Genomic DNA, 16,518 nt, shown 5'->3' with positions numbered 1-16,518 from the left:
GTTTGGAATGATGAGTGATGAATGAAAATAAAACACGCTGCTCCGCCGTTGAAACGGCGGGATGAGATCAATAATCCATGTTACGCAAGATGCAGTCTGCCTTTGATCGATCCCTCAAGGGCAGGCTAACGCTTTGCCCTTGCCGCTCAAAAGGGATGACAGCTATTAGCGGAACTGTCTCAAAAAGCGCGCGTCGTTTTCGTAGAAAAGACGGATGTCGGTAATGCCGTATTTCAGCATGGCGAAGCGCTCAACGCCGAGTCCGAAGGCGAAGCCTGTATATTTTTCGGAATCGTAGCCTCCCGAACGCAATACCGCCGGGTGGACCATGCCGCAACCCAGGACTTCGATCCAGCCCGTACCTTTACATAAGCGGCAGTTGGGATCGGGGCCGGTGCAGGCGAAGCAGGTAATGTCCACTTCGGCGCTCGGTTCCGTGAAGGGGAAGAAGGAAGGGCGGAAGCGGGTTTTCGTTTGCGGCGAAAAGATGCGGTGAATCACCAAATCCAGCGTTCCTTTCAGATCGCGGAAGGAGATGTTTTCGTCGACGACCAAGCCTTCGATCTGGGAAAACATGGGGGAATGGGTGATATCGGAGTCGCAGCGGTAAACGCGTCCGGGAGCGATCATGCGGATGGGCGGTTCATGCGTCTCCATGTAGCGCACCTGAACCGGCGAAGTATGCGTGCGAAGAACGCAGCCGTTTTTCATGGAAAACGTGTCCTGCATATCGCGGGCGGGGTGGTCGGGAGGAAAATTGAGCGCTTCGAAGTTGTAATATTCAGTTTCGATTTCCGGACCGTCGGCGATATCGAATCCCATCGAATAGAAGAGGTCTTCGATTTCGGTCTGGACGCGGATCAAGGGATGCAATCCTCCTAAAGGCGGCCAGGTTCCAGGCAGCGTAACGTCGGCCGCGTCCTCTTCCAATTGGCGTTGGGATTCCAGCGCCTTGAGCGCCTCCAGACGTTCTAGGTAAGCCGTTTCTAAAGCATCGGCGACCTGGTTGGCGAGTTGACCGGCGGCGGGTCTTTCTTCTACGGAGAGCTGGCCGAGTCCCCGTAAAATCGCCTTGACTTTTCCTTTTTTTCCCAAGTAGAGAGTGCGGGTTTCATAGAGAGCCTGAGGAGATGAAGCCAGGGCGAATTCCTCCATGCCTTGGCGTTGGGCTTCTTCTAACTGGGATCTAAGATTTTCGCTATCGGTCATTTTGCTTCTACGTTTTTTTTACGCGTGCTCAACGCCTTAATGTGGGTAGAACAGGCGTCTCGCCTGCTCTGTGGATGCAGGCGTGACGCCTGCTCTACCCTATAAATTCCGCAGGAGTAAAAGCACAGGCCTTGGAATTTCGAAGAACCGCTTATCAACTCAAAGCGGTTTTGGAGACGGCGATCAGTTCGCGAAAGGCGGCGGGATCGGCGATGGCGAGTTCCGACAACACTTTTCGATTGATCTCTACGCCCGCTTTGTTGAGTCCGCCCATAAAAACGCTGTAGGACAAGCCTTCCAACTTGCAGGCGGCGGCGATGCGGACGATCCATAAGCGGCGGAATTCGCGCTTGCGATTGCGGCGGTCGCGGTAGGCGTATTTAAGCGCCTTATGAACGCCGTGGCGGGCGGATCGAATCTGCACTCTGCGTCCGAGAGTCGATCCTTTCGCTGCTTTGAGTACTTTCTTTCTGCGCCTACGGGAGGCGACTTGACTGATTGCGCGTGGCATGACGTATTTCTCTCCTCTGCGACGTTACTGCGCCAACATGCGGCGGACTCTCTTGATTTCCGTGCTATCGACGGTGGTTTGGTGGCGCAACCGCCTTTTGCGTTTGGTAGTTTTCTTGGTGCGGATATGGCTCAGATAAGCGCGTTCCCGCTTGAATTTTCCATTTTTGGTTTTGCGGAAGCGCTTCGCCGCTCCGCGATTGGTTTTCATTTTCGGTCCAGATGCCATGATATTCCTCTTCCGCTATGGTTAATCGTCCTCCGGCAAATCCTTATCCGAAGCATCGTCGTCTTCCGAGAATTCATCTTCTGCGTCCTCGAAGTCCGAATCGTCTTCGTCAGCGAAATCGCCGTCCGAATAGTCTTCATCCTCTTCGTTGGCTACAACCGTTTGTATGGATTGATCTTCCGCCGCCGCCGCCAATTCTTCGTTGGCGGCGCGTTCTTTACGTTTCTTTTTTACGAGAGACGGCGCAAGAGTCATATTCATGAAACGGCCTTCTTGCTTGGGGGATTGTTCCACCAGCGCCATGTCGTCAAGGTCTTCGATGATACGGTCCATCACTTTCCGCCCCAATTCCTTGTGCGCCATTTCTCGGCCGCGAAACTGAAGAATGAAGCGGACTTTATCGCCGTGTTCCAGGAATTTCATGGCATGATTCAACTTGAAATCGTAATCGTGTTCGTCGATGCGCGGACGAAGTTTGATCTCCTTGACGACGATATGTTTTTGCTTCTTTTTGGCTTCCTTGACTTTCTTCGCCTGTTCGTATTTGTAATGCCCGAAATCCATGATCCGGCATACATGCGGTTTGGATTTCGCGCTCACTTCGACCAGGTCAAGATGAGCCGCTTGCGCTTTTTCAAGGGCCTCTCTCACGGAAATCACGCCCATATGTTCCCCATTTTGATCGACGAGCCTAATCTCATCTTCCCGTATCATTTCGTTAATCCGGGTGGCGTCGTGCGGATCTTCCCGTCTAAACGGTGTTTTTTTTCTAATCGAAAATCACGCTCCTCTCTGGCTTAGAATCGTATATAACGATTATCCCAACCTCAAATTATATCTTAATCTAAGCGTTCACTGGCTTTTCTGACAAGCCGAAGACGATCTCGCTCCGCGGCTTGGCTAAAACCATTGTTGTTGCTCACTAAAAAAAGAGACCGTTGGTTCGGTCCCTTCTTCTTTCCCAACAAGAATAGAATAAATAAAAACTCATCCCGCTTCTTTTTGTCAACGGGAGAGTCCGTTGAATTCATGGTGGGTCGTACTGGACTTGAACCAGTGACCTCTTGCATGTCAAGCAAGCACTCTAACCAAACTGAGCTAACGACCCAAGTCAAACGATTTCCTTAGGTTATTTTTATTCGCCCATCGATGCGCCTTGCGGCTTGCTCGACATAGGCGATAGGAAACCGTTACGGCAATCGTATAAGTATAATTGGATATCCCTCATTCAGTCAACGGGAAGGAACTTTCTTCTCCGTCGATTTCCGCAATTTTTTGCGTTTTCTTTGTTGGTTATCATAGGCTCGACTTTAAACTTGCCGCTAGCCCCCGCCAGTTTTCCAGCGAGGAGGGATTTCTCCTCCCTTAAACGGCAGGCCGCTTGGAATTAGGATAGTACTCTTCAAGGAAATGGCATGATGGAGGACGGCGGGATGATCCCGGAGACGAACGGAACGTTCGAACGCGCAACGGCGCCGATCCGGTTCGGCGTTATGTGCTTCGGTCCAATTTTCCAAAAATGGCAAGCGCGATGTTTGCAAAAACTGATGGCGCTGGAGAATGTGGCGCCGGCGCTGCTGATTATCGACGACGATTCGGCGGAGAGGAATTCCTTGGCGAGCCGCCTGAAGCGCATACGATGGAATCAGTTAGTATTTCAACTGTACAATAATTTTCTCGTCAAACCGGAAGCCAGCCGTCCGGTCGATCTCTCCGAAACCTTTAAGGATATTCCCCGTCTTCCCTGCAGGACGGTAAAAAAAGGAAAATTTTCGCAATATTTCCGGGAAGAGGACATTGAAACTATCCGCAATTACAACCTCGATTTCATTCTCCGTTTCGCTTACGGCATTATTCGAGGCGAGATTCTGAAAACGCCCCGTTATGGCGTCTGGTCGTATCATCATGGTGACGAAGAGCGCTATCGAGGTGGACCTCCCTGCTTCTGGGAGATTTATCATGACGATCCGGTAAGCGGCGCCTTGCTGCAACGGTTGACCGATCGCCTGGACGGCGGAGTAGCGCTTAAAAAAGGGCGCATCAATACCTGCCTTACCTCTTACAGCCGTAATTTGAACAACATTCTATTAGAAAGTTCCGGTTGGGCGTCTCAAGTTTGCATCGACCTGCGCCAGGGCGCCGCCGATTATCTCGAGGCGCCTCCTTCCCCAACGGACGCCCCGATTTATTATTCTCCCACCAATCGCCAGATGGCCGTCTTTGGCGCGAAGATCATCCGCAATGCGGCAAAAAGAGCCGCCCAGGCGCTTTTTCGCCATGACCAATGGAATATTGGCATGGCGCAGCAGCCGATACAAGCTTACCTTCAATCCGGGAAGCATCCAAACATCGTATGGATGCCTGCGCCGATGAAGAACCAATTTTTCGCCGATCCTTTCGCCCTAAAAAAAGAGGATCGCCATACGATTTTGTTCGAGGAATTGGATTATCGGATTGGACGCGGGAGAATTTTCTTCTTTCAATTCGACGACGATCCATCCAAAGCGGCGCCTCTTCCAGCGATGGAAAATTCTTTTCATATGTCTTATCCCTATCTCATTGAAAATGAGGGGGAGATTTATTGTGTTCCCGAAACCTACGAAGCGAGCGAAATCGCGCTTTACCGCGCCGTCTCCTTTCCCGCGAAATGGGAGAAAATAGCGGCGCTGGTGGAGGGCGTCCAAGGCGTGGATAGCACGATTGCCTACTTCGACCGGCGCTGGTGGCTGTTTTGCGCCTGCCAGGAGAATGGGCCTAATCATAATTTGTTCGTTTATTACGCGGACGATCTTTTAGGGCCGTGGCGTTCTCACGCCAATAATCCCGTCAAGACCGACGTCCGTTCCGCCCGTCCCGGCGGGACGCCATTCATCCATGAAGGAACGCTTTATCGTCCCGCCCAGGATTGCTCATCCGCTTACGGCGCCCGGTTGATCATCAACCGCGTTCAAAAATTGACGCCGGAAGAATTCAAGGAAGAGGCGGCGGGCGTAATAGAACCCGATCCCGAAGGCCCATACCCTGACGGATGCCATACGGCCTGCGCCATGGGGAATGTCACCATAATAGACGGCAAGCGATGGATTTTTATCCCCAGCGCTTTTTGGCAAACGTTGAAACGAGGCTTGCGGAAAATCGTTCACCGAGGGTAATCATGTTCAATAAATTCTTTAAAAAATGGAAAAACTGGCGTTCGAAATGGAAGGCGAAAGCGTTTGGGGATGTTTTTTTGTGCGATTCCTGCAAATGGAATTATGGACATATTTGCACGCGCCCCGAACGGCCGAACGCCAAATCATGTCCTGAGTATACCGCCAAATAAGCGTAAGCTGTATAGTTGGGTAGGGTGGGTTGAGCGAAGCAAATCCCACCATAATGTCCAGGAATAATGCTTGGAAAAGTTTTTCTCCGTGAAATCCAAATCATCTATGAAATCCGTGATTCAAAACATTCGTGGAATTCTTCTGTTTTTGGAGAGAGGAAGGGGGAATGTTTATTCTTCCCATATCATAACTGAGTTATAAAATCGAAAATCTCTTCGGGTTCGCGCATTCGTCCAGCGCCGACGTCTCCCGACGCCAATTCCCCTACCGCCGGTTCGATGATGCGATAGCCGAAACTGCGCAAAGTTTCGATGTTTCTTTGGGTAGCGGGATGCGCCCACATCTGGCGGTGCATCGCCGGGGCGATAATCAAAGGACACTCCAAAGAGAGAATGGTGGTGGATAGAAGGTCGTCCGCTAATCCCGCCGCCGCTTTGGCGAGGCAATTGGCCGTGGCGGGAGCGATAACGGCGATATCCGCCCATTCCGCCCAGGCGATATGGCGCACTTCATGAATGGGAGGGTGCGCGAACATATCCAGGCCGACGGGATTTTGGGACAAGGCGGCCATCGTCAAGGGAGCGATGAACTTTTGCGCCGACTCGGTCATAATCACCCGCACGTCAGCGGAGGCCTTCTTGAATAACCGCGCCAATACGGCGGATTTATACGCGGCGATGCCGCCGGTTACGCCTAAAAGAATATTTTTCCCTTCGACAATCATTTTACTCTTTTCCCCCGTTTCGCTATTACAGGCCTTCGCTCAGCCGGTCCGCCAGCCGTGCGGCGATCTCTTCACGCGCACGCAATGGAGGCGATATGACGCAATCCGTAGAACCGGCGATGCGTTCGATGATATAGCCCACATGGTTTTCGTTTCCGATCTCTTCCAGGCGGTTGGCCAGAACCAACGCCGCGCCGCTGCGATCCATTAAATCTCCGGCGCGCGCCGACAATTCTTCTAGCGTAATATCCGCCTCCAGTTTGAAGCCGACGAGAAAAACGTGCGGCGCCCAAACGCGAATATGTTCGATCAATTTCTCTCCCCGCTTCAGCCGGATAATCCATTCGCCGTCCTGCGACGATTTCTTGCCGGGTAGAGGATCGGCGGGAACGTAATCCAAAACGGCGGCCGCCATGAGAACGGCGTCGAGGGAATCCTCGAGCAAATGACGGCGCAACTTGTCTTTCAAATCCTCCACCATTAAGAAGCGTTCGACGCGGATGCGGGATAAATCTTCGCCGGGATGCAATTGTTGAGACGTGAAGCTGTTCTCGCCCGCGAGATGGATCAACTCCGCTCCTCGGCGATGCAATTCATAGGCGATCGCCGATCCCAGTCTTCCCGTTGAGCGATTGGCGATATAGCGGACCGCGTCCAGCGGCGCGCATGTGGGGCCGGAAGTTAGCAAAATTTTTTTTCCGAATAGATCACTCATGATGAAGCCGGATGATAAAAAGAATCGGCAATATTCCAACTATCCGTTAAGACTTTTCCTCTTTATTATGATACATTCGAATAAATAACAGGAGAGCGGCTTGCGCATCCAGGCCGTATTCCATCGCCTTATTCCATGCGGTTCGGGCGAATTCGCATAGACGGGAGTCGGCAATGAAGAAATTTTTCTATCTTATCCATATGCAATTATTCATTGTCATTGGAGCGTATGGACAACCTATCGATATGAATTTCCCACCGATGGGAACAACAAGGTTCGTAGGCGGTTCGGCGGATGGGATGACGGGCTATATCGTAAAAATCATCGGCAATTTCACGCGCACGGGCGAATCCGAATTGGCGATCGGAGAACCTTTCAACGATAAGGTCAATATTATCCTGGGCAACCGCAATCAACCCGATTCCATCGATCTCTCCAATCTGCGCAATAAAGGCTTCGCCATCAAGGGAAACGATGGAAGCGGATTCGGCTTTTCCATTTCGGCGCTGGGGGATTTCGATAACGATGGATACAAAGACATCGCCATCGGAGCGCCTTTCGACGGCGTTGGCGGAAGGGTTTACGTCTTGAAAGGCTCCCAATATCCTCCCGCCTCCGCCAGCGTGGAGGATGAGGATTTATTCGCTCTTATTGTAGAAGGCAGTCCGGGCGAATTGTTGGGTTTTTCCCTGGCGGACGGCGACACATTCAATAACGACGCTCTCAACGATTTACTCATTTACCGGGCGGGCGTCAGCGCAGAAAGGGATGGTCAAGAAGCCGTCTATGCAATTTACGGACAAAGATCGTTTCCCGAAAAAATCATCCAAACCAACAACCTGGATCAGACATCGACGCTAACGATTCTAGGCCCTAAAACCGATTCTGGCATCGGATACTTCGGGAATGCCTTTGAATTCATCGGGGATTATACACAGGACGGCTCTTCAGACCTTGCTCTCTTTACGGGAGTAACTCAGGAGGAAAATCCCAAAGGAACGATCATGATTCTACCCGGCGGGACGGCGTTGACGGGAACATACAATTACAACGAAATTCCACTCGCCGTCCGGGAGATATCCTTCCAACTTTTCCCCGATCCCAATATGCATGCCGTAAGCGTTATCAAAGGCGGAGACGCGACGGGAGACGGACGAGCCGATCTCATTGCCGGACTAGCTTCCGGCAATATCGGCGGCGGAACGGCGCCGACGGGACTGATTGCAATCATCCCTGGCTCAGCCAACGCAACGCCATCAATAAATATAACGAAAGAAGCGCCAGGAGACGCCATCCTGTTGGGACATTGGATTGCCAATTCCGGATTGGGGGAAAGCATTTCCACTTCCGGGACTCTTATCGCCGCCGGGGCGTTTCGCGCCGTCAGCCCGGCGGACGCAACCAGTCATACCGGAACCGTATACATCGTCAACGGTGCGAACTTGAAACGTGGCATGATGGAACAAATCGCAAAAACTTCGTCCATCGCTTTTTACGGGAAAAAAGACGGCGATCAATTTGGACTATCCGTCCATTTCTTGGGGGACCTCAATCAAGACGGGCATCAGGACCTATTCGTTGGCGTTCCGGGTAACAAGGATGACGCAGAAGCGTTCGCTTTTCTCGTTCCCTTCGTTCCCGCCTTTATAGATTTTAACGCGGATGGGAGGTTGACGCCGCTTGATCTATTCTTTTTCCAACATGGTTGGGGAATGGCCAGTTCGGCGGCAGACTGGAATGCGGATGGAATCGCCGATGGAAGCGACTTGCTTGGGATTCTTCTGCGGTTGAAAACGCAATAAATATCCAGGGACTAAAAACGCATACTCAAATCGCCGTATATTTCCCTTTTTATCCGTGATATGTTGAGGATCAATCAGCATCATTCATCTTACGCATGTTCAAGAGGTGAAGTCCATGGAAAAAGGAATGAAACGCCGAGAGTTTATCAGCGCAACCGCCATGAGCGCGGTTTGCATGAGCGCCATGATGAAGCCCGCTTCCGCCGCTGCAGCGGAACCGGTCCTACCCCTGCGCCGAGGCATGACGAAAACGCGGATTGGTAAAGTATACGTGGGCCATGTTCATCCCGGCTGGCCAAAGGCGACCGTCGATCTAAACATGGAGATGAAACAGTTCGAAGAGGAATTCGCCAAGTTGAGTCTGGCGCTGGAGGATATCGAATTCGTTGGCGGAGACCTGGTTTCGACGGACGAACAAATGGCCGCCGTCCTGGAGAAGTTCAAAGACTTGGACGGAATTCTGGTTCTGCATTTGACGATGGGCGCCGGATCGTATCTGGAATCCATGCTGAAATTGAAAGTCCCCGTCATCCTATTCGCTCCCCTCTATGCGGGGCACGAATGGCATACCATCGCCTCTCTGCAAAAACGGGGAGAGAAGATCGAAGTACTGCCGACCAGCGATTTCGGCGACATCGCCGCCGCTGTCCGCCCGTTCCGCGCCATTCACCGGCTCAAGGAAGCGAAAGTGCTTTATATGATGACCGGCAAGGGGCCGGGTGAAGAATACGAAAACGCCATTAAAACCAAATTCGGAACGCAAATCAAAACCATTCCCTACGACCAACTAGCCGCCGCGTATCATGCCGCCAACGATGCAAAAGTAAAAGAAGATGCGGAACGATGGATCCGGGAAGCGGAAAAAATCGTCGAACCGACGAAGGAGGAGATATACAACGCTTCGCGCATGTATTTGGCGATGGTGAAAGTGTTGGAGGACGAAGGAGCGGATCTCATTACGATCAATTGCTTGGGGCTTGGTTTGATGGATAAGGGATTGGCTTATCCTTGCCTGGGCTTCTCGCGCCTGGACAGCATGGGCTTGGGCGGCGTCTGCGAAGCGGATATCAAATCCTCGATAACTCACCTGATTTTCCAATATCTAACCGGAAAACCGGGCTTTGTCAGCGATCCCGTCTTCGATTTGCCTAGAAACACGATCATCCACGCCCACTGCGTGTCGCCGATCAAGATGGACGGCCCGGACGGCGAACAATGCAAGTATATCATCCGCAACCATCTCGAAGACGCGCGCGGCGCTTCTTTGCAGGTCAAAATGCGGTTGGGGCAAAAAGTCGCCATGAGCCGATTGATTGGGACGGACATTTTGCTCTACGCCACCGGCGAAATCATCGACAATCCCGATTCGGACAGCGGATGCCGTACCAAGATCGCCATGAAAGTCAATGACGCGCAACACATCCTGGAAAATTGGTCGTGCGGACTGCACCGCGTCGTCTTTTACGGCGATTATACGCAAGACCTGCGGCGCTTCTGCCGCTTCAAAGACATCCGCCTGGTTTACGAAGAAAAAGAGAACCTTTTCGATATTCCGGGTCTGGAATGGAATCCTTACGTTCACGCATAAGAATGACGTATAATACCAATCACTTTTGAATTCGTTGCTTTTAAAATTCCTCTCCCAAGATTGGGAGAGGTTAGGTGAGGGTTGATATTATTAGACTTATAATTCCCTCACCCTAACCCTCTCCCAGAGGGCGAGGGAATTATAAGTTACAATCTAATTGCAGGTTGGTATAAAATAATTGATGGGTCAAACAACTCAACCCATCCTACGAACTAAAGAATGGCGGGAACGCATAAAAAGCGCTCCCGCCTTTTTCTTATTCCTTCTGCTCAATACAAATCCCAATCGGAAACGGCCGATCCTTTAACGCGAGAAAGGCGAATGTTGTCGACGTAAAGCGGCACTCCTTCCACGCCGCCGCCGTTCGTATTTAAACGAATAGCGATCGAAGCGCCCGGCATTGCGTAGATAGGGGCGATGGAGTCTTTTATCAGATTTTGCATCAAGAAGCCATCGGTTCCTTGCACTGGGCCGTATTGCTGAACGAACGTATGCCATTGTTTCGTTGCCACGGCGGCATACGATCCATTAACGAGGGTGAAACCGGACGTAATTGGATTGCCGCTGGCATCGCTGGTATCGAGATACAATCCGAAATTGCCCCAATAGCCGGTGGCTGTTCCATCCATATACAAATCGAAATGGATGCGGTCGTAATTTTGAAATTCCGGGATTTTCGTCACATCGAGAGTGAACCGGCTATTCCCCGCGTCGGAGAGAGTTACTTTCAGATAGCCGTCGCCTTCCGTAGGCGCAACCGCTCCGCCCTTCACGATGCCGCCCGCTGTGTGCACGGTAACATTGGCTAGGTCGGCGTCCGAATTGAAACCATTCAGGAGAAAATACTCCCGCTCCGGCGTTTCTTTTCGAATGCGGGCTTGGATATCGTCCATATAGATCGTGCCCGAAAAGCCTTCGGGAAAACCGCCCATCGCCGCTGGATTAATGAAAGACCCCCAACTATTCACCGCCGTGAACGCGGAAGCCGTCTCTTCGGGATACCACCAGCACAATTTTTTCCACGTCCCCAAATCATCCGCCGTATAACCTCGATAACCGAGATTGGCGCCGCCGAATTCAAAATTCATTTGAAAAATACTGTTGGCGTTTACCCAGATGTTGATTTCGTCGGTATTGGATAGGTCAACAGTACCCACATCGGCGGGGAACTGCCAGGTGGAAAAATTCCAGCCTCCGGTTCCGCTGGTAATATCGAGGATGAGCGAATAATTGCCGCCATGAACCGGCTCGCCTTCTACGCTGAATCCCGTAAAGAAGTCCCAACTCGCGCTAATGGCGGGTGGTTCCTGTTCCTCGAAATCCATAATCTTGAAAAACTCGTCCTGCGCGTAGCCAACGCCCGCCGCCAATAACAATCCTACTGCGATCCACATAGTTTTCTTCATCTTTTTTCCTCCCATCGAATTTGGTTATTCCCGGCAATTCGGACATTCAATCTATCATATTATACATTGCTCTATTTTTTGAAGTGTCTATTATTGAAAATTTGCAAATAGACGAAAATGTCTTCCGAAGAAAAACTTGACATTCAAGAGAAACCGCTTGAAGATCGCTTTATCTATTTATCTTGAGGAACAACCATGGGAAAAGCGCAGGGAAAAATCGAACGGATGCGGCTCGCTTTGTTGCATAAAGAAGGGGATCGCATACCCGCCGGAGAATTTTTTTGGACGGGATTTATGAAGCGCTGCCGGGAGAAATGGGGAGACGATTTCGATCCTTACCGCCATTTCGATTTGGATTACGTCGTCATCACGCCCAATATGGATCCGCGCATCCAGCCGTTCGAAATCGTCAAGCAGGAGGGCGATGACGTATGGGTGAAGACGGGATTCGGCGCCGTCATTCGCCGCAGCGGCGAATATCCCATGCCTTCCTACGAATCATTTTCTATCAACCATCCCGATGAAATGGCCGATTTCACTTTCGACGATCCCGCCGACTCGCGGCGTTTTTATTCGGGTGGGGACGACCAGATCAATGGCGTAGGCGACGCCCTGTTGCGCAACCTGCCCGCATGGAACGAGCGATTGAAACCCTATGTCGAAGATTTCGCTGTATTCGGGTCCGTCTGCGAACCATTCGAATATCTCTGGCGCATCGTCGGCAGCGAGAACGCCATGATCTGGTTGGCGACGGCGCCGGAAGCATTAGCCGATTTCGTCCATCGCATCGGCGCTTTTATGTTGACGTTCGCCCGCACTCAAATCGAGGCGGGCCAAGGGATGCTATCGGGAATGTATATCTGGGGCGACGTCGCTTATCACAAGGGGATGCTCTTCGGCCTGCAGCGCTGGCGCGATTTGTTCAAGCCGCATGTCAAAGCGCTGATCGATTTGATACATTCCCGCGGGCTGATGGCGGTTTATCACGGCTGCGGCGATTCCCGCGCTTTGCTCGGCGATTTGGCGGAACTCGGTCTCGACGCTTTCAATCCCGTTGAAGCCAAAGCGGGGATGGACGCCGTCGAATTGAAGAAGAAATATTCAGGGAAATTGGCTTTCATCGGCAATATCGACATCCGCGCGTTGGAGTCCAACGATCCCGAAATTATCCGCCGGGAAACGCTTTATAAATTGCAAGCGGCGCGCGGCGGAGGGTGGGTGTTTCAATCCGACCACTCCGTCAGCAGCGCCGTCTTGCCGGAAAGTTACGAATACGCCATCCGCATTCTAAGAGAATACGGAAACTATCCATTGACTATTCGTTGATCTTTACCCGAAAGTCAATGAGTATATGGGTGGGCAACGCTTCGCTTTGAGCCCACCCTACTATTTGAAGGGGATGATGCGAATGTCGTCCCACCATGTATCCATGACGATGCCCGCGTGAATCTGGAAGGCGAATACGCCTTTCTGGCGCTCGGGGTCGTTATGCTCTATGGATTTTACGCCGTTTACGAAGAGTTCCACTTTGGGACCGATGGCCGTAATTTCGTAAGTATTCCAACCTTTCCAATCAATGATCTTGCTGAAGTCCTGATCGGGCTTGACGAGAACGCCCTTTTCGCTCTGGTCGTAGAGATGGCCGTTGATCCAATCGCTGCCCGAAGCCAAATCGGCTTGGAAGCCGTGAATCATATTGTCCACGCGCCAGCTGCGGAATTGGATGCCGGAGTTGCCGTTCGATATTTTGAAACGGGTGGAAAAATGGAAGCCGCTATATTCTTGCCGCGACATGAGCCAGCCGTAGCCGCCGTTCTTAGAAGCCCCATGAACGCAGCCGTCTTCCACCGTCCAAGTTGAATCGCCGACTTTCACCCATTGCGCCAGATCGCGTCCGTTGAACAGGGATTTCCAATCCGCGCCCTTGGGCAGTTCTAGAATGCGGATGTCGTCCCAAGCCATGCTTCCGCCTTGGCCCGGCGCCATTTGCAGCGCAATGATTCCGCTTTTATCTCCCGCGGGATCGAAGACCTCGGCGGTTTTGATTCCGTTTACGTATAGAGTAATCCGGTCGCCGATGGCGGATATTTCATACTCGTTCCATTGATCCTTCTTGAAGAGTTTTTCCGCCGATAAAACGGTTTCCTGCAGCATCCCCCGGCCATTCTCGTCGAGAAGCGAGCCGGTGGCGTAAGGGCGGCTGGGATCGAGGTTGGCTTGATAGCCGATCATTTTGCCGCCGTCGATGCGGCTGCGAACTTGAACGCCGCTATTGCCGCCCTGCCATTGGAAGCGCATTTTGAGAATGAAATCGGAATAGCTCTTTTCCGTCGCCAGCCATCCCATTTCGCTTCCCGCCGCCTTGACGGCGATGGCGCCGTTTTCCACTTTCCATTCCTGATCGCCAATGATTTTCCAACCGTTCAAGTTTTTGCCGTTAAAGAGAAATTCCCAACCGGCGGCGCTGGATGCTGCGGGAAACGCGATAGCAAGAGTCAACATCAGGATGAGAATGGATTTTCTTTGCATTGAGGGATCTCCTTAGATAGTTATTTATTCGCGTTCTAATTAATACACCGCCCATTCCATCACCGGCGTATCCGGATTCAGCGCCGACAAATCCCAGCGGGCGTTGCGGCTGCCGAAACTGGCGCGGTCGGGATAGGCGAAGTTGTGATCGGGATTCTTCGTTTGGATGCCGATATGGCCATAGGAAGCGTAATTGAAGATCGAAGCCTGAATATCGGCGATATCGACGGAAAATTCCGCCGCCCAGGTATGAGCGTCGATGATGTAGGCGTTGGTTTGGAAGGAGGGAGCGCTCCAGGCCGTTCCCCCATCCGCATCGGGAGAGATATCGTCCCAAAATCCGGCGGAATCGCCCGCAAACTTGATGTAATTCGCGCCGTCTATCTGTTGCGGATTGGGCGCGAAGACGATTTCCCAGGAATCGAACTGCCATTTGAGAAGCGTATCGTTGACCGAGTCGGTGGTTAACGTGCTGGCGTCAGGATCGGCGATTAACATGCCGCAGTAAATCTTAACGCCGTCCGTGAGTAAGTAAGCTCTGGTTTGATCGTAGGGAGCTTCCACGGGAACGAAACCGTCGTCTTCCCAAGTAGAAATTTCCTCGGCTGTGGATTTATAAATAGCGTCGAAGACTTTATCCTTCACATTCGGCGCTTGAGCGGGCGCAATTTTATGGACTACGTAATTTACTTCAGCGGAGGGCGGCGTGGTGGCGACGAATTTAAAGTCGTCGATATAAATCGCCGCTTCGAAGGGTGCGACGGCATCGCCCCCAACGCCTTGAACGTAAAATTCCCATGTTACTAAATAATTGCGGTCGGCGGCAACATCTGGATTAGCATCCCAAGGACCTTCCTCGAAATCTTCATAGGGAACCTCGAGCGTGGTCCAATCGGTGGATTTAAGGCTGGCGGAATCCAGAAAACGAATCACTTCACCCAAGCCGTCGCGGAATTGAAAAACAAGCACGGCGTCGTCGCTTGTCAGGCGATCGGGATCGCCCTTGACGCTGAACTGAACCGCCTGGCCGGGAACGAAGGCGAAGGGAGACTGTTGGGCGGAGATCACGCTGCCGCCGCCCCAAGCGCCGCCGTCGAAGGCCAAGGCTAATTTCATGGAATGAGCGCCTTCTACTCTATCGTTGGATAGAAACGCCGTTCCGGTTGCCTGCCAGCCATAATTGGAATACATGGCTTGTATGGCGGAATCGTTTGCGTATTCGAAATCGTCCATGGTTCGATTTTCCGCCGGAGCCGTTGTCGCTTCCACGATTTTCAGATCGTCGATCCAAATCGTCGCTTCGAAAGGATCGACGGGATCCGGACCGACGCCTTGGATGTTGAATTCCCACCCGATGAGATTCTCCCGGTCGGCGGCGAGGTCAGGATTGGGATCCCACGGGCTTTCCTGCAAGCCTTTGTATGGAATCAAAACCGTTTTCCAATCGCCAGCCTTAGGACCAATGGAATCCAAGTAGCGGATCACCTCGCCGTTAGCGTCGCGGAATTGAAGCACAATCAGCGCGCTGCTGCTGGTTAGATTTTGGGGATCGCCTTTTACGGTATACTGAACCGCCTGGCCAGGACGGATGGCGAAAGGCTCGCGATCGGCAAAAACCACGCCCGCGCTGGCCCAGGCGCCGCCGTCGAAGGTCATGTACAACTCCATAGAATGAGCGCCTTGGGAACTTTCATCGGAAAGGAAAGCCTCGCCGGATCCCTGCCAGCCGGAACTGGAGTACATTTCGCGAAGGGCGAGATCGTCCTCATATTCGAAATCGTCGAGAACCATAAGATCCTGCGCAGGGATGATTATCGGCAAAGTTAGAAAAAGAAAAACGAGCGCGATCGAATAACGTTGCTTCATCATAAATACCTTTCCGTAAATATTTTGGACTTATTGAATCGAAGACTTTCAATGAATTCGTCAGGGACCAAATACATCGATGTCGCCTGTGCTGACCAAACCATTGGATGGATCGTAAGGATATCCATAATCCAATTTTTTATTAGGACCTATCGAACGGATATGCCAGGCGAGGCCGCCGGGAATTATCAAGGAACCATTGGGAGAGGTTTGCAGGTTGCTATGGGCGGAATGCCAATCCGAGAGAAACCAATCGTTCTCCGATTTTCTTTCCACGTAGTGATAAAAGCCAAGCGCCACTAAAGGATCGCCGAAAACATCGTTGGGAACGGCCGCCAGATAAGCAATCGGCGTGGATAACCGCCAAAGCCTAGGAGCGGGCACGTTGCTGTTGGGATACTGATTGTTATCCAGCTGATACTGCTCCAAACCCATCGCCTGAGCGTGGATATCGGCGTAAACCCGAGCCGTCTTGGCCCGGACTTGGGCGTTGAGGAAATTGGGCACGGCGATGGCGGCGAGAATGCCGATGATGGCGACGACAATCAATAACTCGATCAATGTAAAAGCCCGCAGTTTTTCAATTTTTCCAATCATTGTCTTCCTCCACTGGAAAA

At 51.9% G+C, this 16,518-nt stretch carries 14 protein-coding genes and 1 tRNA gene; 4 read left to right on the top strand and 11 right to left on the bottom strand.

The genetic code is table 11. The annotated features are described in order from the left end of the window. Positions 1-165: 165 nt before the first annotated feature. From pheS to AB1656_11430, 5 genes are all read right to left on the bottom strand, one after another. Positions 166-1,209 (bottom strand): phenylalanine--tRNA ligase subunit alpha, encoded by a 1,044-nt coding sequence (pheS, locus tag AB1656_11450; GenBank protein MEW6235994.1) that lies wholly within the window; start codon positions 1,207-1,209, stop codon positions 166-168. 154 nt (positions 1,210-1,363) lie between these two features. Beyond that, positions 1,364-1,720 carry a 50S ribosomal protein L20 gene (rplT, locus tag AB1656_11445; GenBank protein ID MEW6235993.1) on the bottom strand — a complete coding sequence of 119 codons (357 nt, stop codon included), beginning with the start codon at positions 1,718-1,720 and terminating at the stop codon, positions 1,364-1,366. Between the two features lie 24 nt (positions 1,721-1,744). Then, positions 1,745-1,948, bottom strand: coding sequence for a 50S ribosomal protein L35 (gene rpmI / locus AB1656_11440; GenBank protein ID MEW6235992.1), 204 nt, complete (start codon positions 1,946-1,948; stop codon positions 1,745-1,747). A 21-nt stretch (positions 1,949-1,969) separates the two neighbouring features. Further along, entirely contained in the window at positions 1,970-2,671 is a 702-nt protein-coding gene (gene infC / locus AB1656_11435; protein ID MEW6235991.1) for a translation initiation factor IF-3, read from the bottom strand. A gap of 307 nt (positions 2,672-2,978) precedes the next feature. Continuing rightward, positions 2,979-3,056, bottom strand: a tRNA-Val gene (locus AB1656_11430). 307 nt (positions 3,057-3,363) lie between these two features. Between AB1656_11430 and AB1656_11425 the strand changes: the two genes are divergently transcribed. Beyond that, positions 3,364-5,100, top strand: coding sequence for a hypothetical protein (locus AB1656_11425; GenBank protein MEW6235990.1), 1,737 nt, complete (start codon positions 3,364-3,366; stop codon positions 5,098-5,100). A 355-nt stretch (positions 5,101-5,455) separates the two neighbouring features. On the opposite strand, the gene AB1656_11420 is transcribed toward AB1656_11425, so the two are convergent. Then, on the bottom strand, positions 5,456-5,995 hold the full coding sequence (locus AB1656_11420; protein ID MEW6235989.1) for a flavoprotein: 540 nt from the start codon (positions 5,993-5,995) through the stop codon (positions 5,456-5,458). Between the two features lie 25 nt (positions 5,996-6,020). After that, complete coding sequence (locus AB1656_11415; GenBank protein ID MEW6235988.1) at positions 6,021-6,710, bottom strand: phosphopantothenoylcysteine decarboxylase; 690 nt, start codon at positions 6,708-6,710, stop codon at positions 6,021-6,023. A gap of 173 nt (positions 6,711-6,883) precedes the next feature. Here AB1656_11415 and AB1656_11410 point away from each other — a divergent pair, with 173 nt between their 5' ends. Together AB1656_11410 and AB1656_11405 are read left to right on the top strand one after the other, a co-directional pair. After that, positions 6,884-8,512 carry an integrin alpha gene (locus AB1656_11410; protein MEW6235987.1) on the top strand — a complete coding sequence of 543 codons (1,629 nt, stop codon included), beginning with the start codon at positions 6,884-6,886 and terminating at the stop codon, positions 8,510-8,512. 127 nt (positions 8,513-8,639) lie between these two features. After that, entirely contained in the window at positions 8,640-10,100 is a 1,461-nt protein-coding gene (locus AB1656_11405; protein ID MEW6235986.1) for a hypothetical protein, read from the top strand. 269 nt (positions 10,101-10,369) lie between these two features. On the opposite strand, the gene AB1656_11400 is transcribed toward AB1656_11405, so the two are convergent. Next, positions 10,370-11,506, bottom strand: a complete 1,137-nt coding sequence (locus tag AB1656_11400) for a hypothetical protein (protein MEW6235985.1) — start codon at positions 11,504-11,506, stop codon at positions 10,370-10,372. Between the two features lie 195 nt (positions 11,507-11,701). Between AB1656_11400 and AB1656_11395 the strand changes: the two genes are divergently transcribed. Beyond that, positions 11,702-12,832, top strand: a complete 1,131-nt coding sequence (locus AB1656_11395; protein MEW6235984.1) for a uroporphyrinogen decarboxylase family protein — start codon at positions 11,702-11,704, stop codon at positions 12,830-12,832. Between the two features lie 60 nt (positions 12,833-12,892). Here AB1656_11395 and AB1656_11390 read toward each other — a convergent pair whose 3' ends face one another. From AB1656_11390 to AB1656_11380, 3 genes are read right to left on the bottom strand one after another with little or no spacing between them, the layout of a single operon-like run. After that, on the bottom strand, positions 12,893-14,035 hold the full coding sequence (locus AB1656_11390) for a DUF1080 domain-containing protein (GenBank protein MEW6235983.1): 1,143 nt from the start codon (positions 14,033-14,035) through the stop codon (positions 12,893-12,895). A gap of 39 nt (positions 14,036-14,074) precedes the next feature. Further along, positions 14,075-15,904, bottom strand: a complete 1,830-nt coding sequence (locus AB1656_11385) for a hypothetical protein (protein ID MEW6235982.1) — start codon at positions 15,902-15,904, stop codon at positions 14,075-14,077. A 57-nt stretch (positions 15,905-15,961) separates the two neighbouring features. Further along, positions 15,962-16,498, bottom strand: a complete 537-nt coding sequence (locus AB1656_11380; GenBank protein ID MEW6235981.1) for a prepilin-type N-terminal cleavage/methylation domain-containing protein — start codon at positions 16,496-16,498, stop codon at positions 15,962-15,964. Between the last annotated feature and the right edge of the window lie 20 nt (positions 16,499-16,518).

This window comes from Candidatus Omnitrophota bacterium, from assembly GCA_040755155.1.
GTDB lineage: Bacteria > Hinthialibacterota > Hinthialibacteria > Hinthialibacterales > Hinthialibacteraceae > JBFMBP01.
This window is presented reverse-complemented; position numbering and strand designations above follow the sequence as displayed.